23 protein-coding genes are annotated in these 25,883 nt (G+C 57.1%); 15 read left to right on the top strand and 8 right to left on the bottom strand.

Translation table 11 applies throughout. The annotated features are described in order from the left end of the window. The first annotated feature begins 39 nt into the window (after positions 1 to 39). The 4 genes from M2407_RS06665 to add all read left to right on the top strand — a co-directional run bounded on the left by M2407_RS06665 (position 40) and on the right by add (position 2,519). Positions 40 to 306, top strand: a complete 267-nt coding sequence (locus tag M2407_RS06665) for a hypothetical protein (protein ID WP_259217232.1) — start codon at positions 40 to 42, stop codon at positions 304 to 306. Between the two features lie 9 nt (positions 307 to 315). Continuing rightward, the gene (locus M2407_RS06660) at positions 316 to 753 is read left to right on the top strand and encodes a PTS sugar transporter subunit IIA (RefSeq protein ID WP_041415363.1); all 438 of its coding nucleotides are present in this window, start codon (positions 316 to 318) and stop codon (positions 751 to 753) included. Next, a complete protein-coding gene (locus M2407_RS06655; protein ID WP_115058918.1) occupies positions 750 to 1,343 on the top strand; it encodes an AAA family ATPase in 594 nt (197 codons plus the stop codon). Before M2407_RS06660 ends, M2407_RS06655 begins: the two co-directional genes overlap by 4 nt. Positions 1,344 to 1,520: 177 nt before the next feature. Next, positions 1,521 to 2,519: an adenosine deaminase gene (add, locus tag M2407_RS06650; protein ID WP_130015670.1), complete on the top strand. Its 999-nt coding sequence runs from the start codon at positions 1,521 to 1,523 to the stop codon at positions 2,517 to 2,519. Positions 2,520 to 2,556: 37 nt separating this feature from the next. Here add and M2407_RS06645 read toward each other — a convergent pair whose 3' ends face one another. From M2407_RS06645 to M2407_RS06620, 6 genes are all read right to left on the bottom strand, one after another. Then, positions 2,557 to 3,561, bottom strand: a complete 1,005-nt coding sequence (locus M2407_RS06645; protein WP_130015669.1) for a bile acid:sodium symporter family protein — start codon at positions 3,559 to 3,561, stop codon at positions 2,557 to 2,559. Positions 3,562 to 3,627: 66 nt separating this feature from the next. Then, complete coding sequence (locus M2407_RS06640) at positions 3,628 to 4,668, bottom strand: oxidoreductase (protein ID WP_048760903.1); 1,041 nt, start codon at positions 4,666 to 4,668, stop codon at positions 3,628 to 3,630. A gap of 81 nt (positions 4,669 to 4,749) precedes the next feature. Next, on the bottom strand, positions 4,750 to 5,667 hold the full coding sequence (gene araC, locus M2407_RS06635; RefSeq protein ID WP_020826722.1) for an arabinose operon transcriptional regulator AraC: 918 nt from the start codon (positions 5,665 to 5,667) through the stop codon (positions 4,750 to 4,752). Between the two features lie 104 nt (positions 5,668 to 5,771). Beyond that, the gene (gene araH / locus M2407_RS06630) at positions 5,772 to 6,755 is read right to left on the bottom strand and encodes an L-arabinose ABC transporter permease AraH (protein ID WP_020826721.1); all 984 of its coding nucleotides are present in this window, start codon (positions 6,753 to 6,755) and stop codon (positions 5,772 to 5,774) included. Between the two features lie 17 nt (positions 6,756 to 6,772). Then, positions 6,773 to 8,308: an L-arabinose ABC transporter ATP-binding protein AraG gene (gene araG, locus M2407_RS06625; protein ID WP_128864970.1), complete on the bottom strand. Its 1,536-nt coding sequence runs from the start codon at positions 8,306 to 8,308 to the stop codon at positions 6,773 to 6,775. A 60-nt stretch (positions 8,309 to 8,368) separates the two neighbouring features. Then, on the bottom strand, positions 8,369 to 9,352 hold the full coding sequence (locus M2407_RS06620; RefSeq protein ID WP_020826719.1) for an arabinose ABC transporter substrate-binding protein: 984 nt from the start codon (positions 9,350 to 9,352) through the stop codon (positions 8,369 to 8,371). Positions 9,353 to 9,713: 361 nt separating this feature from the next. Between M2407_RS06620 and M2407_RS06615 the strand changes: the two genes are divergently transcribed. The 6 genes from M2407_RS06615 (at position 9,714) to rsxC (ending at position 17,058) form a co-directional block, all read left to right on the top strand. Next, positions 9,714 to 11,399, top strand: a complete 1,686-nt coding sequence (locus M2407_RS06615; RefSeq protein ID WP_259217212.1) for a ribulokinase — start codon at positions 9,714 to 9,716, stop codon at positions 11,397 to 11,399. A 34-nt stretch (positions 11,400 to 11,433) separates the two neighbouring features. After that, positions 11,434 to 12,939 carry an L-arabinose isomerase gene (araA, locus tag M2407_RS06610; protein WP_259217210.1) on the top strand — a complete coding sequence of 502 codons (1,506 nt, stop codon included), beginning with the start codon at positions 11,434 to 11,436 and terminating at the stop codon, positions 12,937 to 12,939. Between the two features lie 159 nt (positions 12,940 to 13,098). Continuing rightward, on the top strand, positions 13,099 to 13,539 hold the full coding sequence (locus tag M2407_RS06605) for a DUF2569 domain-containing protein (RefSeq protein ID WP_020826716.1): 441 nt from the start codon (positions 13,099 to 13,101) through the stop codon (positions 13,537 to 13,539). Positions 13,540 to 13,683: 144 nt separating this feature from the next. Further along, positions 13,684 to 14,265, top strand: a complete 582-nt coding sequence (rsxA, locus tag M2407_RS06600) for an electron transport complex subunit RsxA (RefSeq protein ID WP_004938443.1) — start codon at positions 13,684 to 13,686, stop codon at positions 14,263 to 14,265. Then, the gene (rsxB, locus tag M2407_RS06595; protein WP_004943888.1) at positions 14,265 to 14,837 is read left to right on the top strand and encodes an electron transport complex subunit RsxB; all 573 of its coding nucleotides are present in this window, start codon (positions 14,265 to 14,267) and stop codon (positions 14,835 to 14,837) included. The genes rsxA and rsxB overlap by 1 nt, the downstream gene beginning before the upstream one ends. Further along, on the top strand, positions 14,830 to 17,058 hold the full coding sequence (gene rsxC / locus M2407_RS06590; protein ID WP_259217206.1) for an electron transport complex subunit RsxC: 2,229 nt from the start codon (positions 14,830 to 14,832) through the stop codon (positions 17,056 to 17,058). Before rsxB ends, rsxC begins: the two co-directional genes overlap by 8 nt. Positions 17,059 to 17,236: 178 nt before the next feature. On the opposite strand, the gene M2407_RS06585 is transcribed toward rsxC, so the two are convergent. Beyond that, positions 17,237 to 18,130 (bottom strand): helix-turn-helix domain-containing protein, encoded by an 894-nt coding sequence (locus M2407_RS06585; RefSeq protein WP_020826714.1) that lies wholly within the window; start codon positions 18,128 to 18,130, stop codon positions 17,237 to 17,239. A gap of 380 nt (positions 18,131 to 18,510) precedes the next feature. Between M2407_RS06585 and rsxD the strand changes: the two genes are divergently transcribed. The 5 genes from rsxD to dtpA all read left to right on the top strand — a co-directional run bounded on the left by rsxD (position 18,511) and on the right by dtpA (position 23,698). Beyond that, complete coding sequence (rsxD, locus tag M2407_RS06580) at positions 18,511 to 19,596, top strand: electron transport complex subunit RsxD (RefSeq protein WP_259217203.1); 1,086 nt, start codon at positions 18,511 to 18,513, stop codon at positions 19,594 to 19,596. A gap of 9 nt (positions 19,597 to 19,605) precedes the next feature. Next, positions 19,606 to 20,235 (top strand): electron transport complex subunit RsxG, encoded by a 630-nt coding sequence (gene rsxG / locus M2407_RS06575; protein WP_020826712.1) that lies wholly within the window; start codon positions 19,606 to 19,608, stop codon positions 20,233 to 20,235. Further along, entirely contained in the window at positions 20,232 to 20,930 is a 699-nt protein-coding gene (locus M2407_RS06570; protein WP_020826711.1) for an electron transport complex subunit E, read from the top strand. The genes rsxG and M2407_RS06570 overlap by 4 nt, the downstream gene beginning before the upstream one ends. Next, positions 20,930 to 21,571, top strand: a complete 642-nt coding sequence (gene nth, locus M2407_RS06565) for an endonuclease III (protein ID WP_020826710.1) — start codon at positions 20,930 to 20,932, stop codon at positions 21,569 to 21,571. Before M2407_RS06570 ends, nth begins: the two co-directional genes overlap by 1 nt. 606 nt (positions 21,572 to 22,177) lie before the next feature. Continuing rightward, entirely contained in the window at positions 22,178 to 23,698 is a 1,521-nt protein-coding gene (dtpA, locus tag M2407_RS06560; RefSeq protein WP_046373676.1) for a dipeptide/tripeptide permease DtpA, read from the top strand. Between the two features lie 79 nt (positions 23,699 to 23,777). Here the strand turns inward: dtpA and M2407_RS06555 are convergent, their stop codons facing one another. Next, positions 23,778 to 25,868: a prolyl oligopeptidase family protein gene (locus M2407_RS06555; RefSeq protein WP_259217195.1), complete on the bottom strand. Its 2,091-nt coding sequence runs from the start codon at positions 25,866 to 25,868 to the stop codon at positions 23,778 to 23,780. Positions 25,869 to 25,883: the final 15 nt, after the last annotated feature.

Here is a 25,883-nt window from a genome sequence, read left to right as displayed (position 1 = left end):
CGGGGCTGGAAAGTTCACGCTTAATTTGTGGAGAAGGTCATGTTTAATTTTATGAAAAGTACGCGAAACAAAGAACTTGATCACGGCCTACAGAATGCCGAAGCCAATGAAATATCAGCCGAAATTAATGTATTAGAACAGCAGTTGGCCACAGTACCGGCGGATAGCGAAATTCATAAGGCTTTAATGCTGGCTTATAATCGCGCATTAAAGATTTATGCCAAAAATAAAAGCTATCGTCAGCAGATCGATGGAATTTTTATTAAAATGGATGAGCTGCGCAATATTATCAGGAAGTCTCTGTGAGGGAATATGATGACGATTAAACAACTGCTGATAGAAGCCGGTGCGATACAGGTCGGCGTGCAGGAAACCGACTGGAAGAAGGTGATTGAGCTGGCAGCCCGGCCCCTGGTCGAAAACGGTTATATTCACGCATCCTATTATCAGGCGGTGATCAGCAATACGCTGGCCCATGGGGCTTATTACGTGTTCGACGAAGGCATTGCCATTCCCCATGCGCGCCCGGAATGCGGCGTGATCAAAAACTGTTTCAGCATGGTGCTGCTGGAGCAGCCGATCGCCTTCGAAGACAGTGAAGAGGCCGACATCGTGATCCTGTTCGGGGCGACCGACAGTAACAGCCACATTGAGGAAGGCATCCGCGCGATTGTGGATTTGCTGGATAACAAGCCGCGGCTCGAGCGGTTACGCGCCGCAAAACTCTGGCAAGAGGTGGTGGAAATATTATGACTTCGACAGATAGCGACGGTAAAACCGTTATTTTGGTCAATGGCGTTCCGGCTTCCGGTAAAAGCACCGTTGCCCGCGCGCTGGCGCACCATTTTGATCTGCCTTATCTCTCCCTCGACGGTATCAAAGAACCTTTTATGGCACGCCTGGATAACATAAACCGCGAACTGAACCGTCAGTTGGGTTATGCCGCATACCAGGCTATCTGGTCAATGGTGGCGCAGGCGCCCCTGCGCTGCATCTATGTCATCGACGCCTGGTTTGGCTTTCAGTCCAGAGAACAGCTACGCCAGTACCTGCGCGAGGCGGGCGTGACGCAAGTTTTGGAGGTGTGGAACCAAATATCCGGTGAACTGGCCGCAGAACGCTACGCCGCCCGTACCGGCCAGCGTCCCAAAGGCCACCCCGGCGCGGAGTACTTGCCCGAACTGCGGGCGCTGGCCGATCGCGCCATGCCGATGGCCCTGGGCCCGGTGTTGCGTATCGAGCAGGCACAACCGCTGGACATCGACAGGGTTAACCACTGGCTGGTGCAGCACGGCGTCGGCGATATCCAGGAAAAAAACATCGCAAAACTGAGGGTCGGATAAGCTCTGTTACCGACATCAATGCGGGAGTGGCGCGCTCCCGCTTTGGCGCATAAATGCAGCAACCAGCAACATTAATGTGATTGTCGTCACTTTTTTATGCAACACAATGGCAATTTTCATCATTTTGTTTTTATACTGATCTGCACTTTACCTACAACAAAATAACGAGTGCACATCATGATTGACCCACGCCTCCCCTTGACCGACATCCACCGCCATCTTGACGGCAATATCCGTGCGCAAACCATTCTTGACCTGGGCCGTCAGTTTAACCTTGCCCTGCCCGCCAACGAACTGGAGGCGCTGCGTCCGCACGTGCAAATCACTCACGCCGAACCGGATCTGGTCAGCTTTCTGCAGAAGCTGGACTGGGGCGTAGCGGTGCTGGGCGATCTGGACGCCTGCCGCCGGGTCGCCTACGAAAACGTGGAGGATGCGGCCAATGCCGGTCTGCACTATGCCGAACTGCGCTTCTCGCCGTATTACATGGCGATGAAACATCAGTTGCCGGTGGCTGGGGTGGTGGAAGCCGTGATTGACGGCGTTCGTTCCGGTTCGCGCGATTTGGGTATCGACGTACGCCTGATCGGCATCATGAGCCGTACCTTCGGCGAAGCGGCCTGTTTACAAGAGTTGGAAGGCCTGCTGGCGCACCGCGACGGTATTACCGCACTGGATCTGGCCGGCGACGAACTCGGCTTCCCTGGCAGCCTGTTCCTCAACCACTTTAACCGCGCCCGCGACGCCGGCCTGCGCATCACCGTACACGCAGGTGAAGCCGCGGGTCCGGAAAGCATCTGGCAGGCGATCCGCGAACTGGGTGCCGAACGTATTGGCCATGGCGTGAAAGCGATTGAGGATCCGGCACTGATGGACTTCCTCGCCGAGCATGGCATCGGTATCGAATCTTGTCTGACGTCCAACATTCAGACCAGCACCGTGCCTTCTCTGGCGCAGCATCCGCTGGCGAAGTTCCTGCGCCACGGCGTTATGGCGTCGATCAATACCGATGACCCGGCCGTACAGGGCATTGAAATTGAACACGAATACCGCGTGGCGGCACCGCAAGCCGGCCTGACGCCAGCTGAAATCCGCACCGCCCAGGAAAACGGCCTGAAAATGGCGTTCCTCAGCGAACAGGAAAAACAGGCGCTGCGCGATAAAGTGCAGGGCTAAGTGAAAATGGGCGCGCCAAGCGCCCTTTTTATTTATTTCATTTCGTGGTCAACGCGCCTGCTTCTGCGCGCTGCTTGGCCGTTTTACGCGCGTAACGCTGAGCCAGTACGGCACAAACCATTAACTGCACCTGATGGAAAATCATCAACGGCAGCACCATGGCACCCACCGCCGCCGCCGGGAACAGCACGTTGGCCATCGGGATGCCGTTCGCCAGGCTCTTTTTCGAACCACAGAACACGATGGTGATCTCGTCGGCAGTATTGAACCCCAGCCAGCGCGCGGCATAGGTGTTGATAATCAGCACCACCGTCAGCAACACCAGCGACATCACTAAAATGGTCAACAGCGACCAGCCGTCAATCTTGTGCCAAATCCCTTCCACCACCGCAGCGCTAAAAGCGGTATACACCACCAGCAGAATCGATGAACGGTCAGTGAGATTGATCAGCTTGCGATGACGATCGACCCATTTGCCGATTAACGGCCGGGCCAAATGCCCAACCACAAAGGGCACCATCAGTTTCAAAATGATCGAACCTATGGCGTGCAACACATCGGTATTACCGCCCTGAGTATGCATCAGCGCCCCGACCAGCAGCGGCGAGAGGAAAACACCGAGAATGCTGGATGCCGAAGCACTGCACACCGCGGCCGCCACGTTACCACCCGCCGCCGAAGTAAAGGCAATCGCCGACTGAACGGTCGCCGGCAGTGCGCACAGGTACAGGAAGCCCAGATAAACCGTCGGTGTCATCAAACCCGGCACCATCAGGTTCATCGCCAGCCCCAGCAGCGGGAACAGCGCAAAGGTGCTGAGAAACACCACCAAATGCAGCTTCCAGTGCCCCATGCCGGCGATAATCGCCTCACGAGACAGCTTGGCACCGTGCATAAAGAACAACAGCGCGATAGCCGCGGTGGTCAGATGATCAAAAAAGGTTGCCCATCTGCCTTCGCAGGGGAAAACCGAAGCGACAATCACCACCAGAATCAATACCAGCAAAAATTTATCAATGCGCAGACGCTGCAACCAGGACATGGGTCAGGATCCCTCGAGGAGTAAGACGGGTTCGGCACGCCGAACCCTGAGAATAAAACGCCGCGGTCAGACTACCGGCAACGCCTTTTGTTGTTTCGCAGATTCAATCCCCAGCTCGATCATTTCCATCACTTTGATGGCGTCAGCAGCCGTGACCGGATTTTCACCCTCACCGTTAATCGCATCGCGGACAGCCGCGTAATAGGCTGGGTAATTGCCTGGAATGCTGAGCAAAGGTTTTTCAGCCAGCACCCCATCACGTGACAATGTCACTACACCATCACGCATGTCGTAACCCCAGTCGGCCTGCGGCAGACGCTCGCCCGCTTTGAGGCGGTCTTCCTGCGGATCCAGCCCAAACTTGATAAAGCTACCCTGAGTCCCGTGCACGATATAACGTGCGGTTTCCGCCGCGGCCAGCACGGTACCATGCAGAACGACCCGGCGTTTGCCGTAGTTCAATATCGCGTGGAAATAGTCCACCGATTGTGCACCCGGACGCAGTTCACCCAGATCGACAAACAGCGTTTCCGGTTTGCCGAACAGTTGCAGTGCCTGATCGATCAGATGCGGCCCCAAATCGTACCAGATGCCGCTACCGGCACCGCCCAGCTCGCGCCAGCGCTGACGCACTTCCGGGCGGAAACGATCGAAATGAGACTCGAAATAAACCACCTCACCAAGCGCGCCTTCTTTCAACAATGCCTTGAGCGTCAGAAAATCGCTGTCCCAGCGGCGATTGTGGAACACCGACAGCAGCTTGCCGCTCTGCTGCGCTTGCTGCTCCAGCTGCTGCGCCTGTGACAACGTCACGGTGAAAGGCTTGTCCACCACCACGTGCTTGCCGGCCGCCATTGCCTGCTGCGCCAGAGGGAAATGGGTATCGTTGGGTGTAGGAATGACGATCAGATCGATAGAGGGGTCGTTAAACAGCGCCTGCGGATCGCTGACTACCGTCATCGATGGCCAGTCTGCGTGCACTTTGCCGGCATCGCTGCTGGAAACCGCAGCCAGCTCTACGCCTGGGGTGCCGACAATCAGCGGCGCATGAAAGGTTTTGCTGGCATAGCCGTAACCGACCAGCCCAACCCGAATTTTTTCTGCCATGGTGTTTCCTCTTACTGGCTCGCAATAGACCAGTCAGATTTGACACCATGACGCAGGCGGGAACAAGAAGTAAATGTAATGTTAATTTGTAGCCACAGCATAAGGCGTCTCACGCTGATTCCTGGCCGGATAGTTTATCTCCAGGCTACGGCGGCGAAAATCGCTCGGGCTGACCCCGACCCGTTTGCGGAATACGCGGGAAAAATAGAGCTGATCGTCATAACCCACCACCCGGCCGATGGTGGCAATCGACTCCTGGGTGGTCTGCAGCAGCAGCTTGGCGCGGATCACCCGCTGATCTTCGCGCCAGCGCAGAATATTGATACCCACCTGCTCACGGAACAGATGCGCCAGCCGCGAAGGCGACAGGCAGACGTGGCGCGCCACTTCGTCGATGCGCAACTCACCGGCCAGATTACCGGTAATAAACTGGCAGGCCTCTATCACCCGGGGATCCATGATTTTCTGTGGGCTGAGCGGATCTTCTTCCATCGCGCGCAGCAGCAAGCGCTCCAGCAGGTTCATCCCCAACTCTTCGGCGAAACGCCGGCCGGAACGCTGCGTTTGCTCGATATTGGCGAACAGCCGATCGAACTCCAGCAGTAAATTATTGTTCGGTAAAGTTAACCGCCCGACCTCATGGGTTTTGCTGTGCCATTCCAGCCAGTCGGCCCAGTAGGCTCGCGGTCGGAAATACACCCAGCGGTGATACCAGCAGTCGCTGTCCGGCGAACGCCCATAGTAGTGCGCCGCCTTGGGGGGAAACAGCAGCAGATCGCCAGGATTGCAGTAAAGGGTGTCTTCGCCGTCGAACACCTTGCCCTGGCCCTTGATGGTCAGGTTGAGAATATAGCCCTTCATGCCGCCGGGGCGGTCGATAAAGAAATCCAGCGGGCCGTCCGCCATGATGGGCGTTAATCCCGCCACCAGATAGGCGTTAAAGGTATAACCCGGCAACAGCGGGTTCGGCTGCGGTTCCTGTGCCATGCGATGGTACATCTGTCCTCCCGGAACGGCTGATAGAACTATCCTGAACAAGTGTATCGGCCCGGCAGAGAACTGCCTGAGCCGATAACAGAACTGTGAACGCGGTTGCCGATTTTCTAAATCCGACGTTTGGCCTGCTGCTTGTAACGGTCAAAAATCACCGCCGCCAGCAAGATCACGCCGCGCACCACATACTGCGAGAACGGTGAGATGTTCAGCAGGTTCATGGCGTTTTCCACCGTGCCGAGGATCAAGATGCCGGCGATGACGTAGGAGATTTTACCGATACCACCTTTCAACGAAACCCCACCCAGTACGCAGGCGGAGATCACGATCAGCTCATAGCCGATCGAGGTCATTGGCTGGCCGCTGGTCATACGCGAAGCCAGAATGATGCCGGCAGCGGCGGAAACCAGCCCGGACAGCATAAAGATCACAATCTTGGTGCGTACCACCGGCACCCCGGCCAGTCTGGCCGCCTCCTCGTTACCGCCAATCGCCAGCGTATTGCGGCCAAAGGTGGTTTTATTGAGCAGGAAGCCGAACAGGATCAGACAGGCTACGGTGATCCAAATGGGCGCAGGCAACCCCAGCCAGTTGGCATAACCCAACGTAAAGAAGCGCTCGTCTTCAATGCCTACCGCTTTCCCGTCGGAAATGATGTATGCCAACCCGCGGAATATCTGCATGGTGGCCAGGGTGGTGATCAGCGCGTTGATTTTCAGCCGGGCGATAACAAAACCGTTGATCAACCCGGAGACCATTCCCAGCAGCAAACCGGCGCCTACGCCGATCCACAGGCTTTCGGTCATATTGATCACCACCGCGGTAGTAACCCCGGCGCAGGCGATCACCGACGCAACTGACAGATCAAAGTCGCCGGAGGCCAGACAAAACAGCATGCCGCAGGCCACCATGCCGGACATGGATATCGCCAACCCCAGCCCTTTCATATTGATAAATGAGCCAAAATTAGGCACAAACAGCACGCAGGCGATAAACAGTACCGCGAACACCACCAGCATGCCGTAGCTGTCCCAAATCCGCGCCAGCCCCTGGCCGCTGCGGTTTTTCACAGAATCGGTCGTTATGGTCGACATCTCTTTCTCCTTCACTTTCAGGCCACCGCCGCAGCGGTATCGGGGGCAATCTCGGGGGTGCGCAGCATCGCCAGGCTGAGGGCTTTTTCCTCGCTGGCGTCATCATGGAGTAACTCACCGGACAGGGCCCCTTCCCGCATCACCAGGATACGGTCCGCCAGCCCCAGGACTTCGGGCAGATCGCTGGAAGCGAACAGCACCGCGATGCCGCGCTGCGCCAGTTGGTAAATGACGTTATAAATCTCGTGTTTAGCGCCAACGTCGATGCCGCGTGTCGGTTCATCCAGCAGGATCACCTTCATGTCTTCCGACAACCAACGCCCCAGAATCGCCTTCTGCTGGTTGCCGCCGGAAAGATTCATAATTAGCTGCTCGGCGCTTGGGGTTTTGATATTCAACGCACGTATATGATGCTCAGCGTTGCTGGCCTCCCAACCGTTGTCGATCAGACAACCCGCGCGGACACTGTTCCGCCGCGCGCTGATGTTGATATTGTCGCGTACCGAATGCACCGGGATAATACCGTCCGCCTTGCGGTCTTCCGGACACAGCATGATGCCGGCACGAATAGCGTCTATTGGCGAGCGAATGGCGAGCACCTGCCCATCCAGCATCAGTTGCCCGGCACTGACCCTCGTGGCGCCAAAGATCCCCTTCATCAGCTCGCTGCGGCCGGCGCCGACCAGACCGAACAACCCGACGATCTCCCCGGCACGCACGCTCAGATCGATCGGCGTTTTCACGCCGGGCGCTTGCAACCCCTGGAGCGCCAAACGCACCGGCCCCAGTTCACGCGGTTGATAGCCGTAGACGTCACCGAGATCGCGCCCCACCATCGCCTGCACCAACTGGGCATTATCAACCTGACGCATATCGTCAAAGGTGCGCACATAGCGGCCATCTTTGAACACCGTGATGGCGTCGCTGAGGGCAAAAATCTCCTCCATGCGGTGTGAGACATACAGGATCACACGCCCTTCAGCGCGCAATTCGCGGATCACCCGGAACAGCTGTTCGATCTCCCGGGCGGACAGCGAACTGGTGGGCTCGTCAAACGCGATTACCTTGGCGTTGCGCGCCAGCGCTTTGGCGATTTCCACCATTTGCCACTGGCCGATCGACAGGTATTTCAATGGCGTATCCGGATCGATATCCAGCCCGAGATGCTCCAGTTGAAGCCGGGACTCGTAACGCAGCAGTTTGCGATCCACCAGCCCGCGCCTGGTCGGCAGTTGACCGAGATAAATGTTCTCCGCCACGGTCATTTCCGGCACCAGATGCAGCTCCTGGTAGATGATTGCCACCCCAGCATCCAGCGCGTCGGTAGTGTTGGCGAAGGTGACCGAACGCCCCTGCAGCTGAATTTCTCCCTGAGTAGGCGAATAGTTGCCGCTGAGGATTTTCAGCAGCGTGGATTTCCCGGCACCGTTTTCCCCCATCAGCGCGTGGATCTGCCCGGCCTGACAGCTGAAACTGATGTCATCCAGCGCCTTCACCCCTGGGAAAGTTTTACCTATGCCTTTAAACGCCAGATACGGCAGCGCGGTAGTCATAGTGTTTTCCTCCTGCAGTTAAAAATGCCGCCCGACAGCATGCTGTGGGCGGCGCGGTAATTACATCAGGCCTTTCTTCTGCAGTTCGGTTTTAAAGTTGTCGCGCGTGATCAGCACCACGTCGGTCACTTCGGTGAATTTTTGCGGTTCTACCCCTTTTTCGACCCAGTCATGCAACATCTGGATGCTCTTGTAACCGTGAATGTCCGGGCTCGGCAGCAGCGAACCGTAGAAGCCGGTGGCCTGCGCCTTGGACAGCTCACTGACCGCATCCACCCCGTTGATCCCGATGCCAATCACGTTCGGCGCCTTAAACCCCTGGCCTTCGGTAGCGCGCACGCCGCCGAGCACGGTGTTGTCGTTCATGCCGACAATCAGCCAGTTTTTCACTTCAGGATGCTGCACCAGCATTGAGTTGGCGGCGTCGAACGCTCCTGGGATATCATTGGATTTGGTCGGTACCCGGTAAATCTGCTTTTCCGGGAAACCGGCGGCTTTCAACGCGGCAATAGAACCGCCGGTGCGGCGACGGGCCGTGTCCAGTTCATCGGCGGTAATGGCCATCACCGCGGTATCCGGCAGCTTCCAGCCGCGCTTGTTCAGCTCTTTCCACAGCTCTTCCCCCTGGCGTTCGCCGATTTTGGTGGCGGCCATCATCACCAGCGGCACGCTGTCCATAGGCTTGCCTTTGGCGGTAACGAACTGGTCGTCCACCGCGATCACTTTCAGATTGTAACTGCGCGCCTTGGCGACGATCGCCGAGCCCAATTTCGGATCCGGCGTGCAGATGACAAACCCTTTGGCCCCGCTGGCCGCCAGGCTGTCGATGGCGTTCAGGGTCTTCTCGCCGTCCGGCACCGCGATTTTAATCACCTCAAAACCGAGATCCTTACCGGCCTTATCGGCAAATTTCCATTCGGTCTGGAACCAGGGTTCTTCCGGCTGCTTGACCAAAAAACCCAGCTTCATGGTCTCGGCGATAGCCGAATGTGACATAACGGCCGCCAGCCCCAGTGTCGCCAGCGCCTTAGTGAATTTATGCATGATGCTCTCCGCTATTTTGTTCTCTGTGGCGACGAAACCCGCTCGCGGTGAAAACGTTATCATTAGAGTAATGGCTGTAGGTGTAGCGCTTATCTCGCGGCATTGCCTTACAGCCGGGGTAAGACGGCTTAAGTTTTAGCGGGTATTTGTTGCTGAAATGTAGAGCGCTATCACATCCGTGGAATACAGCAGATATGTGCATATATTTAGCGAATTTCGCCAAGCGTTAACTTATGACAGCCGTCACAAAACCACTGTGGGAAGCAGAAAAGTGCATACTTCCAGCCAATGGCTCCTCACCCGCACAGCGCTTCGGCTCCTATGGTTGTCACAGCGTATTAACACATCAGGAGTCAACATCATGACGGCAGGTGCTATTGCCCTGGGATTGGACTTCGGCAGCGACTCGGTGCGGGCGTTGGCGGTCGACTGCCAAAACGGTGCGGAGCTGGATACCGAAGTGGTTTATTACCCTCGCTGGCTGCGCGGTGAGTTTTGCAATGCGTCGGAGAATCGCTTTCGTCATCATCCGCTCGACTATATTGAAGCCATGGAACAGGCGATGGTCAGTCTGGTGCAGCGCATGACCCCGGCGCAACGGCTGCAGGTCGTGGGTATCGGCGTCGACTCAACCGGCTCCACCCCTGCGCCGATCGACCAGCAGGGCCAGGTGTTGGCGCTGCGGCCAGAATTTGCCGACAACCCAAACGCCATGTTTGTGCTGTGGAAAGATCACACGGCTCTTGAAGAAGCGGATGCCATCAATCGGCTCTGCCGCAGCGGCGAATTCCCCGATTATTCCCGCTATATCGGCGGCGTTTACTCTTCCGAATGGTTCTGGGCCAAAATTCTGCACGTCACGCGACGGGACGCAGAGGTACGTCAGGCGGCGGCTTCCTGGGTAGAGCTGTGCGATTGGGTGCCGGCGTTACTGTCCGGGACCACCACCCCACAGCAGTTGAAACGCGGGCGTTGTAGCGTAGGCCACAAAACCTTGTGGCACCCCGACTGGGGCGGCCTGCCGCCAAAACCCTTTTTTGCCGCACTCGATCCCTTACTGGTTGAGCATTTGCCCTACCCGCTGTTTGACGACTGCCACACCGCCGAGCTGCCGGTCGGTACACTGAGTGCCGAATGGGCCGCACGCCTCGGATTGCCAACCACGGTGGTGCTGTCAGGCGGCGCCTTCGACTGCCATATGGGCGCAGTGGGGGCCGGAGCCCAGCCTTATACCCTGGTGAAGGTGATTGGCACCTCTACCTGCGACATCCTGATCGCCGATCGCCAGCGGGTGGACGGGCGCACCATCGAGGGCATTTGCGGCCAGGTTGACGGCAGCGTGGTGCCGGGATTAATCGGCATGGAAGCAGGACAGTCCGCCTTTGGCGATATGTACGCCTGGTTCGGTCGCCTGCTGAGCTGGCCGCTGCGCGAAGCGGCAAAAAGCCAACCGCAGCTGCAGCCGCAATTGCAACAGATAGAAGCCGGCATGCTGGCCGCGCTGACCGAGGCCTGGGCCGATAAACCGTCACTGGATCATCTGCCGGTGGTGCTGGACTGGTTTAACGGCCGCCGCACGCCCTATGCCAATCAACGTCTGAAAGGCGTGATCGCCGATCTGAACCTCGGCACCGATGCGCCGACACTGTTCGGTGGCTTTATCGCCGCTACCGCCTTCGGTGCCCGCGCCATCATGGAGTGTTTTGAGCAGCAGTCTATTCCGGTGGACAACGTACTGGCGCTGGGGGGGATTGCGCGTAAATCATCGGCGATCATGCAGGTCTGCGCCGACGTGATGAACCGACCGCTGCAGATCGTGGCTTCAGACCAATGTTGCGCGCTGGGGGCGGCTATCTTCGCCGCGGTGGCGGCCGGTCATTTCCGCAGCGTGCCCGAAGCGCAACGCCACATGGCCTGCGGCATCGAACGCACTCTCCAGCCGGATCCGCAGCGCGTCGCCCGCTACCAACAGCTTTATCAACGCTATCAGCAATGGTGCCAGGCCGCCGAGCCGCGCTATGCCCCTAACGCCGGTTCAGCCTGCTGAACCCCCATTTCGACATGACAATTCAGGAGTCTCCATGGACGCATTCAAGCAGCGCGAAGTCTGGTTCGCCATCGGCAGCCAGCACCTGTACGGCCCGCACACCTTGCAACAGGTCAAGGCACACGCCGAGCAGGTGGTGGAAAACCTCAACCGTGAGGCCGGGTTGCCGGTAAAACTGGTGCTGAAACCGCTGGTGACCACGCCGGATGAAATCACCGCCCTGTGCCGCGACGCCAACTATCAGCCACAGTGCATCGGCATCATGGCCTGGCTGCACACCTTTTCGCCGGCCAAAATGTGGATCGCCGGACTGTCGATCCTCCACAAGCCGCTGTTGCAATTCCATACCCAGTTCAACGCTCAGATCCCGTGGGACAGCATGGACATGGACTTTATGAACCTCAATCAGACCGCACACGGTGGCCGCGAATTTGGCTTTATTGGCGCCCGTATGCGTCAGCAGCACAGCGTGATAGCCGGCCATTGGCAAGACCCGGAAGCGCACCGGCGCATTGCGCAGTGGATGCGTGCAGCCAACGCCAAACAGGCCAGCCAGCAGTTGAAGGTGGCCCGCTTCGGCGACAACATGCGTGAGGTCGCCGTGACCGAAGGTGACAAAGTCGGGGCGCAGATCCAATTCGGCTATTCGGTGAATGCCTATGGCATCGGTGATTTGGTCAGCGTGATCAATGAGGTCAGCCGTGGCGATGTGGATACGCTGATTGAAGAATACGAAACCCGTTACGTCTTGAGCGATGCGGCGCAAATCAACGGGGAAAAGCGTGAAAACCTGCTCGACGCGGCGCGAATCGAATTAGGCATGAGGCGCTTCCTCGAACAGGGTAACTTCCAGGCCTTCACCACCAATTTTGAAGACTTGCATGGCATGAAGCAGTTACCGGGGCTGGCGGTACAACGCCTGATGCAGCAGGGTTACGGCTTCGGCGGCGAAGGCGACTGGAAAACCGCCGCGCTGTTGCGCATCCTGAAAGTGATGGCGCAGGGACTGGAAGGCGGTACCTCATTCATGGAGGATTACACCTACCATTTCCAATCCGGCAACGATTTGGTGGTCGGTTCGCACATGCTGGAGGTTTGCCCATCGATCGCCAAAGAACAAAAACCGCTGTTGGATATACAACCGCTGGGTATCGGCGGCAAGGCGGATCCGGCACGGCTGATTTTCTCCACGCCGGCCGGTGCGGCGATCAATGCCAGCCTGATCGACCTGGGCGACCGATTCCGCCTGCTGGTCAATCAGGTGGACACCGTGGAACAACCGCATCCGTTGCCCAAACTGCCGGTGGCGCGCGCCATCTGGCGGGCTCAGCCAACGCTTGCCACCGCTGCCGAAGCCTGGATCCTGGCGGGTGGTGCACACCATACCGTGTTCTCACAGGCGTTGGATGCCGACCTGCTGCGACTTTACGCCGAGATGCATAACATCGAGTTTGTGACGATCGACCACAATACCAGCCTGCCGGCGTTCAAAAATGAGCTGCGCTGGAACGAAGCCTACTATCAGCTTAATCGCCGTTAATCGGCCTGCTACCGGCGGCTTATCATGCCGTCGGTAGCCAAACGTGCTGCACCGGCCTCCTGGCGCCGACCATCCGCTTGATATTGATGACGAAGCCCGCATTACCCGCTAAGCTATGCGGCTGTCACATTGAATCATGTCTTACCCAGGAAGCCGTTTATGTCTCAAGCTGATTACAACCGTATTGGCGGTTGGTTGCTGGCCCCGATGTCCTATCTGATCGTCACCCTGCTTAGCGCCAGCCTGATGCTGCTTCTGTATGCCATGGCGATTTTCATGCCGGAATCGCGCGAATACCTGCTGACCAACGCTCAGGCGTTTAGCCTACAGTGGTATTTTTCAGTGCTGACCACGATGGCAATGTGGTGCTTTACGCTGTGGCTGCTGTGGCTGTTCTGCCATCGTTCGCAACGCTTCCCCAAGTTTTTCCTGCTGTGGTTGCTGATTACCGTGCTGCTGGCGGTGAAAGCCTTTGCCTTTGCGCCGGTGCCGGATGAGCTGGCCGTACGCAGCCTGGGTTGGCCCCTGCTGATGGCGGCATTGTTAGTGCCTTATATGAAACGTTCCAAGCGGGTCAAAGGGACCTTTACCGAGCGCTAGGCGCGTTGTGGCACGTTTTGTGCGTATGATTGTGTAAATTTTCGCCAAAAAAGGGCGAAAATAGCAATAACCTTGCTATCACTGTGTTGTGGTCAGGCCGCCAATTCCCGATAATAGGCGGCTTTTATTTTTTTAGGCATCGCAATGACCGAATACCTGCTCCTGTTTGTCGGCACCGTACTGGTGAACAACTTCGTCCTGGTGAAGTTCCTCGGCCTGTGCCCGTTCCTCGGCGTTTCCAAGAAACTGGAAAGCGCCATCGGCATGGGCATGGCTACTACCTTTGTCATGACGCTGGCCTCCGTCAGCGCCTGGGTGATCAACACCTTTATCCTGGTTCCGTTGGATCTGGTGTATCTGCGCACCCTGTCATTTATTTTGGTGATCGCCGTCGTGGTGCAATTTACCGAGATGGTGGTACGCAAAACCAGCCCGGCACTGTATCGCTTGCTGGGTATCTTCCTGCCGCTGATCACCACCAACTGCGCGGTGCTTGGCGTTGCGTTGCTTAACGTTAACCTCGGCTACAACTTCCTGCAGTCTGCGGTTTATGGCTTCAGCGCCGCCGCCGGCTTCTCGCTGGTGATGGTGCTGTTCGCCGCGATCCGTGAGCGTCTGGCGGTTGCCGACGTGCCTGCGCCATTTCGTGGTTCTTCCATCGCGTTGATCACTGCCGGGTTGATGTCTCTGGCCTTTATGGGCTTTACCGGGCTGGTGAAATTCTAATGACCGCGTTATGGATTGCGATTGCTGCGCTCAGCGCCCTCGGCCTGTTGTTCGGGCTGGTGCTGGGCTTCGCCGCGCGCCGCTTTGAAGTGGAAGAAGATCCGGTGGCCGAGCAGGTCGACGAGATCCTGCCGCAGAGCCAATGCGGCCAGTGCGGTTACCCCGGTTGCCGTCCTTACGCCGAGGCGGTGGCCAACGGTGAGATGATCAACAAATGCGCCCCCGGCGGCGAGCAAGTGATGCTGAAATTGGCCGAACTGCTCAACGTCGAGCCGCAGCCGCTGGGCAGCGAAGCCGCCGCCGAGCCGGTGCGTCAGGTCGCTTATATCGATGAAGCCAACTGCATCGGCTGCACCAAGTGCATTCAGGCCTGTCCGGTGGACGCAATAGTGGGTGCCACGCGCGCCATGCACACCGTGATTACCGATCTTTGTACCGGCTGCGACCTGTGCGTCGCGCCGTGCCCTACCGATTGTATTGAAATGAAACCGGTCGCCACCACTACCGCCAACTGGAAGTGGGATATGAAGACGATCCCGGTGCAAGTGATCCACGTGGAGCAACATGCTTAATTTGTTCGCCGCCTTCAAAAAAGACCGGATTTGGGATTTCGACGGCGGGATCCATCCCCCGGAAATGAAAACCCAGTCCAGCGGCGTACCGCTGCGTACCGCCCCGCTGCCCGACATCTTTGTCATCCCCTTGCAACAGCATTTGGGACCGGAAGGCGAATTGTGCGTCAACGTCGGCGAGCACGTGCTGAAAGGCCAGCCGCTGACCGTCGGCCGTGGCCGTACCGTACCGGTGCATGCGCCGACCTCCGGCACCATCAGCGCCATCAAACCGCATATCACCGCTCACCCTTCAGGGCTGGCAGAGCTGTGCGTTATTATTCAGCCGGATGGCGAAGACCGTTGGTGCGAACGCGCACCGGTGGCGGATTACCGTCAACTGCCTACCGGTGAACTGATCCAGCGGATTCATCAGGCCGGCATCGCCGGGTTGGGTGGCGCAGGTTTCCCTACCGCCAGCAAGCTGCAGGGTGGCATGAACGGGGTAGAAACGCTGATCCTCAATGCCGCGGAATGCGAGCCTTATATCACCGCCGATGACCGTTTGATGCAGGAGCATGCCGACCAAGTGATCGAAGGCACGCAGATCCTGCGCCACCTGCTGCAGCCGAAAGTGACGCTGATCGGCATCGAGGACAATAAACCCGAAGCGATCGAAGCGTTAAAACTGGCGTTGCGCGATCAACCGGGCATCTCGCTGCGGGTGATCCCAACCAAATATCCTTCCGGCGGCGCCAAGCAGCTCACCAAGATCCTGATCGGCAAGGAAGTGCCGCACGGCAAACACTCCTCCGCTATCGGCGTGCTGATGCAAAACGTCGGGACTGCCTTTGCCATTAAGCGCGCCATTGTCGACGGCGAACCCTTGATCGAACGCGTGGTCACCCTTACCGGTGAAGCGCTCAGCCAACCGGGTAATCTGTGGGCGCGCATCGGCACCCCGGTGCAGCACCTGCTGAACTTTGCCGGTTTCCAGCCGCAGGCCCAACAAATGGTGGTCATGGGCGGCCCGCTGATGGGCTTCACCCTGCCCGCGCTGAACGTGCCGATCGTTAAGATCAGCAACTGTATTCTGGCCCCTTCCGTCAGTGAAATGGCGCCACAAGAACCTGAACAGTCTTGTATTCGCTGCGGTTTATGCGTTGATGCCTGCCCGGCGGGCCTGTTGCCACAGCAGCTTTACTGGTTCAGCCGTGGCGAAGAACACGAAAAAGCCCGCAAGCATAACCTGTTCGACTGCATTGAGTGCGGTGCCTGCGCCTTTGTATGCCCCAGCAATATTCCGCTGGTGCAGTACTACCGCCAGGAAAAGGCCGAAATCAAAGCCATCGATCAGGAAGCCGCGCGCACCGCCGAAGCCAAGGCCCGTTACGAAGCCAAATTGGCCCGTCTGGAACGTGAAAAACTGGCGCGCGAAGAGCGTCACAAGAAAGCGGCCGTCAAATTGACCGACGGCGATCAGGATGCGGTACAAGCCGCCTTGGCCCGCGTGCGCAGTAAAAATGCCGTGCCGGCAACCGGCACCATCAGCGGCGAGACACCGGACAATAGCGAGATGATCGCCGCCCGCGAAGCCCGCAAAGCGCAGGCGCGTGAACGTCGTGCTCAGCAAGACGCGGCTGCCACCCCAGCGACGTCTCCTGCTGTCGAGGGCGAAGATCCGCGTAAGGCTGCAGTTGCTGCTGCGTTAGCCCGGGTTAAAGCCAAGAAAGAAGCTCAGCAAGCCGACGCAGTTGGAACGCCTGCTGAACCGGTAGCTGTGGCGCAGGAAGAAGATCCGCGCAAGGCAGCCGTGGCCGCTGCATTGGCACGGGTCAAAGCCAAGAAAGCTGCGCAGCAGGCCGAAACCGTTCAATCGTCGACGGAACCAGCCACTGCCGTACCGGAAGAAGATCCACGCAAGGCGGCGGTTGCTGCGGCCATTGCTCGCGCTAAAGCCAAGAAAGCCGCGCAGCAGGCCGAACCCATTGAATCGCCTACGGAACCAGCAGCTGCCGAGCAGGAAGAAGATCCACGCAAGGCGGCGGTTGCGGCGGCCATCGCTCGCGCTAAAGCCAAGAAAGCCGCGCAGCAGGCCGAAACCGTTGAATCGCCGGTAGAACCGGTAGCTGCCGCGCAGGAAGAAGATCCGCGCAAGGCGGCGGTTGCGGCGGCTATTGCACGCGTCAAAGCTAAAAAGGCCGAGCAAAACCTGGCGACGGCGGAAAACGATAAAGAGTAGCGGAAGTGGCGCCTTGCAAAACGCAAGGCGGCCCTGGCTGTTTCACTCGATAATGCGTGAGCGCCGCTGGCGACCACTTGAGCACGCAGCAAGGCGTGAGATGTGAGGGTTGGTGGACCAAACAGGTGGTTCGTAATACAGGGCGCGTTCCAATGGCCCCAGCCCTTGGGGTCACGCCCTAATCAATAGAGATCAGATAGGTATAATCAACGTCAATCTGGCGCATCTTCGAATCCTGATTCCGCTCCTTGGTTTGAATTATTTCCATCTCCACGCTCCCTTTCACTTCATTACGCAGCCCCGGCATCACGTGGGTGATCAGATAGGCAAAGAACTGCGAACACTCTTTCGCCGAGCCCAGATGGTTAATAGAAATATATTCACGCCCGGCGATCGGGATAGTGTCGATCTGGTAGCCCGACAAAATATCCTGTTTGTTCTCAGGATCCACTGCCATGATGTGGGTAGCCGAATACGCGTCATCATCTCGATTTCGCACGGAATGAATGCTGTAAACCCGATGACAATCCACACTCAGCCCACGGAAGAAATCGGTGAAGATTTCGTCCTTCATCGCCATACAAGACGAATGTTCGATCTCCGCTTCCGAGGCAAAATCCAACTGGCGCGAAAAACCCACCAGCTGCATATCCGGCAACGTCAGGCGTTTCACTTCTGGGTAATAATCGGCCGCGAAATTGGCATCGAAACTAAAACGCGGCATCAAGTTTTTCACATCCCAGGTGTCCATCGAACGATAACGATTGGGCGTGGTGTCGAAACGCTGTTTGAACATGCGGGTAAAGGTTTGTTGGGAATCAAAGCCCAGTTCGTCTGAAATATCGATGATAGAACGGTGGGTGATACGTAACGCCACCGCTGCACGCGTCAGAATACGTGAACGGATATAGGTGGCGAGCTGAATGCCGGTGATGCGTTTAAACTTGCGTTGCAGATGCCACTTGGAATAGCCGGAAATACGCGCGACTTCGTCCAGATTAGGCCGTTTTTCCAGATGTATCTCAACCCACTCAATCAGTTCTTCAATAAAAAATACATCTTCATTTGTCATTAATGTACATTCACTAACTTAATAATACACGGGATAATAACCCACATAGATTATGCAAAAGTTGTTATTTTGTGCGAAAAAAAGGCCCTAAAATACCCTGCAAATCCAGTGGTTATCGCCTGTTGTCGGCCAGTGATGCCGACGATTTTTGTTTTGACTGACCAAACTACCCCGCTTTTCTCGGCAAAAAAAATCTAATCGCGCCATTAGAAATTTCCCCCTCGCGTACACCCCGTGCTAAAAGCCGAATACCCGCACAATTAAGACGTATTACCCTCGCAGTGATTCAGGTAGAATGCAGCGCTATAATTTTTCCTGCGGCTCCTCTGAGAGGCGCGTTGAACCTGCCGATGCACGGCAAAGATAGGTGTAGTTATTCTATGAAGTTCAGGCCGGTACAACAAACAGCCGCCAAAGGCTTGCACATCGCCAGTTCTCCTTTCACCCATAACCAGCAAAGCACCAGCCGTATTATGCTGTGGGTCATGCTGGCTTGTATTCCCGGTGTCGCGGCGCAGGTGTGCTTCTTTGGCTACGGTACTCTGATTCAAACCGCCCTGGCGATGCTGGTCGCCCTGCTGGCGGAAGGCGCTATCCTCGCCTTGCGCAAGCTGCCGGTTCGCACGCGTCTGGCAGATAATTCTGCCCTGCTGACCGCCTTGCTGTTGGGCATCAGCCTGCCGCCACTGGCCCCCTGGTGGATGATTGTCATCGGCACTTTCTTTGCCATCGTCATCGCCAAGCAGCTGTACGGCGGCCTCGGGCAAAACCCGTTCAACCCGGCGATGGTCGGCTATGTGGTGCTGCTGATCGCCTTCCCGGTACAAATGACCAGTTGGCTGCCGCCGGATGAACTGCGAGCCACCGCGCTTTCATTCCAGGATACCCTGCTGGCGATCTTCAGCGGCCATACCGCGCAGGGCGCCACCATTCACGAATTGCAGATGGGGATTGACGGTATCAGCCAGGCCACCCCGCTGGACGGTTTCAAAACCGGGTTGCGCAGTGGCCATAGCGTCGAACAAGTGTTGCAACAGCCGCTGTTTGGTGGCGCTCTGGCCGGTATCGGTTGGCAATGGGTCAACCTCGGTTTCCTGGCCGGCGGACTGTTTATGCTGGCTCGCCGCCTGATCCACTGGCAGATCCCGTTCAGCATGCTGGCAGCTATCGCCGTGTGCTCCGGGCTGGCCTGGTGGCTTGACCCGCTGCAGCAGGCATCGCCGCTGATCCACCTGTTCTCCGGGGCCAGCATGTTGGGGGCGTTCTTTATTGCTACCGACCCGGTCAGCGCTTCCACCACGCCAAAAGGCCGCCTGATTTATGGCGCATTGATTGGCGTGCTGGTGTGGCTTATCCGTGTTTATGGCGGCTACCCCGACGGCGTTGCCTTCGCCGTTCTGCTGGCCAACATTACCGTACCGCTCATCGACCACTACACGCAGCCTCGCGTGTACGGCCATCGCTAAGGAGCCATGATGCTGAATTCAATGAGAAAGCATGGCACCACGCTGGCGGTGTTTGCCGCAGTGACTACCGGTCTGACCGCGGTGGTGCATAGCCTGACGCAAAAAACCATCGCCCACCAGGCGGCATTGCAGCAAAAAGCCCTGCTTGACCAAGTGGTGCCCCCGGAACACTACGACAACGACATGCAGACCGAGTGCTTCCTGGTAAGCGATCCGGCGCTAGGCAACGGTGCCCCTCACCGCCTGTATCTGGCGCGTAAAAACGGTCAACCTACGGCAGCCGCGGTAGAAACCACCGCACCGGACGGCTATTCCGGCGCCATTCAGCTGCTGGTCGGCGCTGATTTCAGCGGCACCGTGCTGGGTACCCGCGTGGTCGAACACCATGAAACGCCTGGATTGGGCGATAAAATTGAGCTGCGTATCTCGAACTGGATTTCGTTCTTCAGCGGCAAGAAAATTGAAGGCCCGGACGATAAACGCTGGGCGGTGAAGAAAGACGGCGGTATGTTCGATCAATTCACCGGCGCCACCATCACACCGCGTGCGGTGGTCAACGCCGTTCGGCGCACGGCATTGTATATGGAAACGCTGCCGCCTAAACTTGATAGCTTACCTGTGTGTGGAGCCAGCGAATGAGTGAAGCCAAAGATCTGATTGTCCAGGGGTTGTGGAAGAACAACTCCGCACTGGTACAGCTGCTGGGGATGTGCCCGCTGCTGGCAGTGACGTCCACCGTGACCAACGCCCTCGGGCTTGGGCTGGCGACCACCTTGGTATTGACGCTGACCAACGGCTCCATTTCCGCGGTGCGCCGCTGGGTGCCGAATGAAGTGCGTATTCCCATTTACGTCATGATCATCGCGGCGGCGGTCAGCATCGTGCAAATGTTGATCAATGCCTATGCCTTTGGCCTGTATCAATCGCTGGGGATCTTTATTCCCCTGATCGTCACCAACTGTATCGTGGTGGGCCGCGCCGAAGCGGTAGCCTCTAAAAAACCCATCGGTTTGTCGGCGCTGGACGGCCTGGCAATCGGCCTGGGCGCTACCGGCGTAATGGTGACGCTTGGCGCGATGCGTGAGTTGCTGGGCAACGGCACCCTGTTCGACGGCGCCGATATGCTGCTTGGCAGCTGGGCCAAAGTATTGCGCATCGAAGTGGTTCACTTTGACAGCCCGTTCCTGCTGGCCATGCTGCCACCGGGGGCCTTTATCGGCCTGGGCCTGCTGTTGGCATTGAAATACCTGATTGATGAACGGATGAAAGCGCGTACGGCCAAAGCCTTGCTGGCTGAACCGACGCTGGGACAAGGACAGACAGAGAAAGCCTGATGAATAAGCAAAAACGGCTGGAAATTCTTACCCGGCTGCGCGACAACAACCCGCAGCCGACCACGGAACTGGTGTACAGCACGCCGTTTGAACTGCTGATCTCCGTACTGCTCTCCGCACAGGCGACCGACGTCAGCGTCAATAAGGCCACCGCCAAGCTTTATCCGGTGGCCAACACCCCGGCCGCCCTGCTGGCTCTGGGCGTCGACGGCGTCAAAGACTACATCAAGACTATCGGTCTGTTTAACAGCAAAGCCGAAAACGTGATCAAAACCTGTCGCATGCTGTTAGAACTGCACGGCGGCGAGGTACCGGAAGATCGTGCCGCGCTGGAGGCCCTGCCCGGCGTTGGTCGCAAGACCGCCAACGTGGTGCTCAATACCGCCTTTGGCTGGCCGACCATTGCCGTAGATACCCACATCTTCCGCGTTTGCAATCGCACCCGTTTCGCTCCGGGCAAAAATGTCGATCTGGTTGAAGAGAAGCTGCTCAAGGTGGTGCCGGCCGAGTTCAAGGTCGATTGCCACCACTGGTTTATCCTGCACGGCCGTTATACCTGCATCGCGCGTAAACCGCGCTGCGGTTCCTGCATCATTGAAGATCTTTGCGAGTTTAACGAGAAGGTTTATCCCGACGCCTGATCGCTGCCACCGGGCGCAACGCGCGCCCGTCTCTTCCTCATATCCCATTGAGCTATTTTTTATCGGAAATGTGATATCAAGCAGCAGTAACCTTGGTGTTCTCGCGGATTTCAGTAGAAAACCCAATTCCCGCTTATTTTCAAGCGAAAAATTAGTTAAAAATTGCGGTAAACCTCACGTTTTAAAGATCACATTACCGTCACAAGCGCCAGTCCCGTTTTCTTAAATTTCTATAATTTTACAAAATGCGTCATATGCACAACAATCCAATGGATTAATCACCCCACCTATTGATATGGACTAATAAAACTCCATTCAGCAGAATATATCACTTTTTAAATTCCGTATAGCTTTTAATCAAAACAAAAACTCGGCAAAGCAAATAAAGACGAACGTTAATGCTGCATAACATTTGCAACATGGTTGTTTCACTCCGCGAGCGTTATATGTAACAGGATATGACAAACGCCTTGCCTCGTTGACAAAGATAGTGAACATTAACCGCCGTCATCCCATCCTATAACAACGCAGAAGGATGCAGTCCTGCATCACCTTTTGCAATTTCTCGTCTCTCTGGGACGGGGCAGTGAAAAATCAGAGGTACCAGTGTCAACAGCAAACAACAACAGCGAACAACCTGAAAGCGTGAGTCTTAACGCCTTCAAACAACCCAAGGCGTTTTACCTGATCTTCTCTATCGAGCTGTGGGAACGTTTTGGCTATTACGGCCTGCAAGGCATCATGGCGGTTTATCTGGTCAAAATGCTTGGCCTGAGCGAAGCCGACTCGATTACCCTGTTCTCTTCCTTCAGCGCACTGGTGTACGGCTTTGTCGCCATCGGTGGCTGGCTCGGAGATAAAGTGCTGGGCTCCAAGCGCGTGATCGTGCTGGGCGCGCTGGTGCTGGCCGTCGGCTACGCCATGGTGGCCTACTCCGGCCATGAAATCTTCTGGGTGTACCTGGGTATGGCGACCATCGCCGTGGGTAGCGGCCTGTTCAAGGCTAACCCATCCTCCCTGCTGTCAACCTGCTATGAGAAAGACGATCCGCGTTTGGACGGTGCATTCACCATGTACTATATGTCCGTCAATATCGGTTCTTTCCTTTCCATGTTGGCCACACCGTGGCTGGCGGCGAAATACGGTTGGAGCGTCGCGTTCTCACTGAGCGTGGTGGGCATGCTGATCACCCTGGTCAACTTTATGGTGTGCCACAAGTGGGTTAAACAGCACGGTTCCAAGCCTGACTTCAAACCTCTGCAGGTGAAAAAGCTGCTGATGGTCCTGGTGGGCGTAGTCGCTCTGGTAGCCATTTCCAGCTGGTTGCTGCACAACCAGGTGATTGCCCGCTGGGCACTGGCGATTATCTCCATCGGTATCGTGATTGTGTTCGCCAAAGAAACCTTTGCGCTGCACGGTGCCGCGCGCCGCAAGATGATCGTCGCCTTCCTGTTGATGCTGGAAGCGGTCGTCTTCTTTGTGCTCTACAGCCAGATGCCAACCTCGCTGAACTTCTTCGCTATCCACAACGTGGAACACAGCATCCTCGGTATTGGTTTCGAACCCGAGCAATATCAGGCGCTGAACCCGTTCTGGATCATGCTGGCCAGCCCTATTCTGGCGGCGCTGTATAACAAGATGGGTGACCGTCTGCCGATGCCGCACAAGTTCGCTTTCGGTATGATCCTGTGTTCCGGTGCCTTCCTGGTGCTGCCGTGGGGTGCCAGCTTTGCCAACGAACAGGGTATCGTTTCGGTTAACTGGCTGATCCTGAGCTACGCGCTGCAGAGTATCGGCGAGCTGATGATCTCCGGTCTGGGCCTGGCTATGGTGGCGCAACTGGTACCACAACGCCTGATGGGCTTTATCATGGGTTCCTGGTTCCTGACCACCGCCGCTGCCGCGCTGATTGCCGGTAAGGTCGCCGGTCTGACCGCCGTGCCTAGCAACGTTAACGACGCGCACGCTTCGCTGGCTATCTACAGCCACGTGTTTATGCAAATCGGTATCGCTACTGCCGTGATCGCCATCCTGATGATGCTGACCGCGCCGAAGCTGTACCGCATGACGCTGGACACCGCTGAAGATACCAACAAGAAAGCACAGGCGGCCGCTGCGGCCAACTGATCGCCGTCGAGGTTTTCATCGCAATAAAAAGCCGGGGCAATCATTTGCCCCGGCTTTTTTATCTCTCGTCCTGCGAGATTCAGACCTTCGGTTTAGCGCTCAGGTTAGTCCACATGAACTCGCTGACCAACGCACCGTGGAACGCGGCCTGTTGTTTGTCTGCCGCCGCACTGTGCCCACCCTCGGTATTCTCATAGAAATAGGCCTGCTGGTAGCCCATCTGCTGCATCCGCGCCGCCATTTTACGCGCGTGCGACGGGTTGACCCGGTCATCACTGGTGGCGGTGTAAAACAGCACCGGCGGATAAGGTACATCGGCTTTGATGTTGTGATACGGCGAGAAAGTCTTGATGTACGCCCACTCTTCCGCTTTGCTCGGGTCGCCGTATTCGGCAATCCATGAAGCCCCGGCGGAAAGCTGGGTATAACGTTGCATATCCAGCAACGGCACTTCACAGACGATGCAACCGAACAGCTGCGGGTACAGCGTCAGCATGTTGCCTACCAGTAAGCCACCGTTGCTGCCGCCGCGGGCTCCCAGATGTTGTGACAATGTCACTTTTCGCGCAATCAGATCCTCCGCCACTGCGGCAAAGTCCTCATAGGCACGATGACGGTTTTGCTTAAGCGCCGCCTGGTGCCAGGCTGGACCATACTCACCACCGCCGCGAATATTGGCCACGACGTACACCCCGCCACGCTCCAGCCAGGCCGGCGCCTTGGCTCCCATGTAACCCGGCGTGAGCGACACCTCAAACCCGCCATAACCGTACAGCAGCGTAGGGTTGCTGCCGTCCAGCTTGATGTCCTTGGCCGATATTTGGAAATACGGCACCCGCGTCCCGTCTTTTGAGGTAGCAAAATGCTGGCTGACCTGATAACCACTGGCGTCAAAATCCTGCGGCCCTTGCTTAAGCAGTTCCGGCTCCCCGCCGTCCAGATTGCCCATGTACAAAGAGGTCGGCTGCAGGAAGCCGCTGAGAGTCAGGAAGTAATCGTTGGTCTCTTCATCAATGCCGCCGGCGGACAGAGTGCTGATTGCCCCCGGTTTGCCCAGCGGCTTGCGCTGCCAGCCATTCTCTTGCGGCGTCAGCACTTCCAACCGGTTTACCACGTTGTCCATGATGCTGAGGATCAGGTGATCGCGCGTGGCGCTGTAGCCACTTAACGCCACCTGCGCGGTCGGGGTGAATAACACCGTAAATTCACGCTTGCCAGCCAGAAAATCGTCAAAATGGGTCGCCAATAATGCACCAGAAGGATAGCGCGTCTCCCCCACCTGCCAGTCGCTGCTCGGCTTAACCAATAGCCACTCGCGGTGGGTGCTGAACTCGGCGTCGGCGGGAATATCAATTTTGATTTTCTGATCTTGTGCGGTCAGCAGATAGGTTTCGCGACGATAGAAATCCAGGCTGCGGCCCACGTAGTTTCGCTCAAAGCCTGGCGTATGGTCATGATAGGCATACACCACCATATCCTGCGGTTGCGCTTCATACAGCGTTTGAGCCGCGCTCAACGGCGTGCCGCGCCGCCAGCGTTTGGCAATGCGCGCATAACCTGATTGAGTCATGGATCCCGCGCCAAAATCCGTGGCGACAAACAGCGTATCCTTATCAATCCACGAGGCCTGACTTTTCGCCACCGGCAGCACAAAGCCGTCTTTAACAAACTGCTTGGTCACCAGATCGAATTCACGGATTTCGGTGGCGTCACCGCCGTCCGGCGACAGCTCCAGCAGGCAATAGCGGTATTCGGGAGCCAGCGACTGCGAGCCATGGAACACCCAATCTTTGCCTTCGGCCTTGCCCAACGCGCCAATATCCAGCACCGTTTCCCAGTTCGGTTGATCCTTGCGATATTCCTGCAAGGTGGTCCGTCGCCACAGGCCGCGTGGATTGGCTTGGTCCTGCCAAAAGTTGTAATAGTACTCACCCCGCTTGGTGACCCACGGAATTTGGCTCTCTTTATTCAGAATGGCCAGCACCTGCTTTTCCACCTGACGAAAACCTTCGCCCTGGGCAAAACGCGCGGTGGTGCGTTGGTTTTCCTGCTTGATCCATGCCTGTGCGGCTTTGCCCTGCAGCTCTTCCAGCCACAAGAATTGGTCGGCGGCGCTGGTGCCCCCTTCTGCCGCCATCGCCAGGCGGATACTGTTGGGTAATGAAGTCATCGCGAATACGGCTCC

Origin of the sequence: Serratia sp. BIGb0234, assembly GCF_024809915.1 — a bacterium.
Lineage (GTDB): Bacteria > Pseudomonadota > Gammaproteobacteria > Enterobacterales > Enterobacteriaceae > Serratia > Serratia liquefaciens.
Note: the sequence above shows the minus strand (reverse complement) of the source record. Positions and strands in the feature narration are given on the sequence as shown.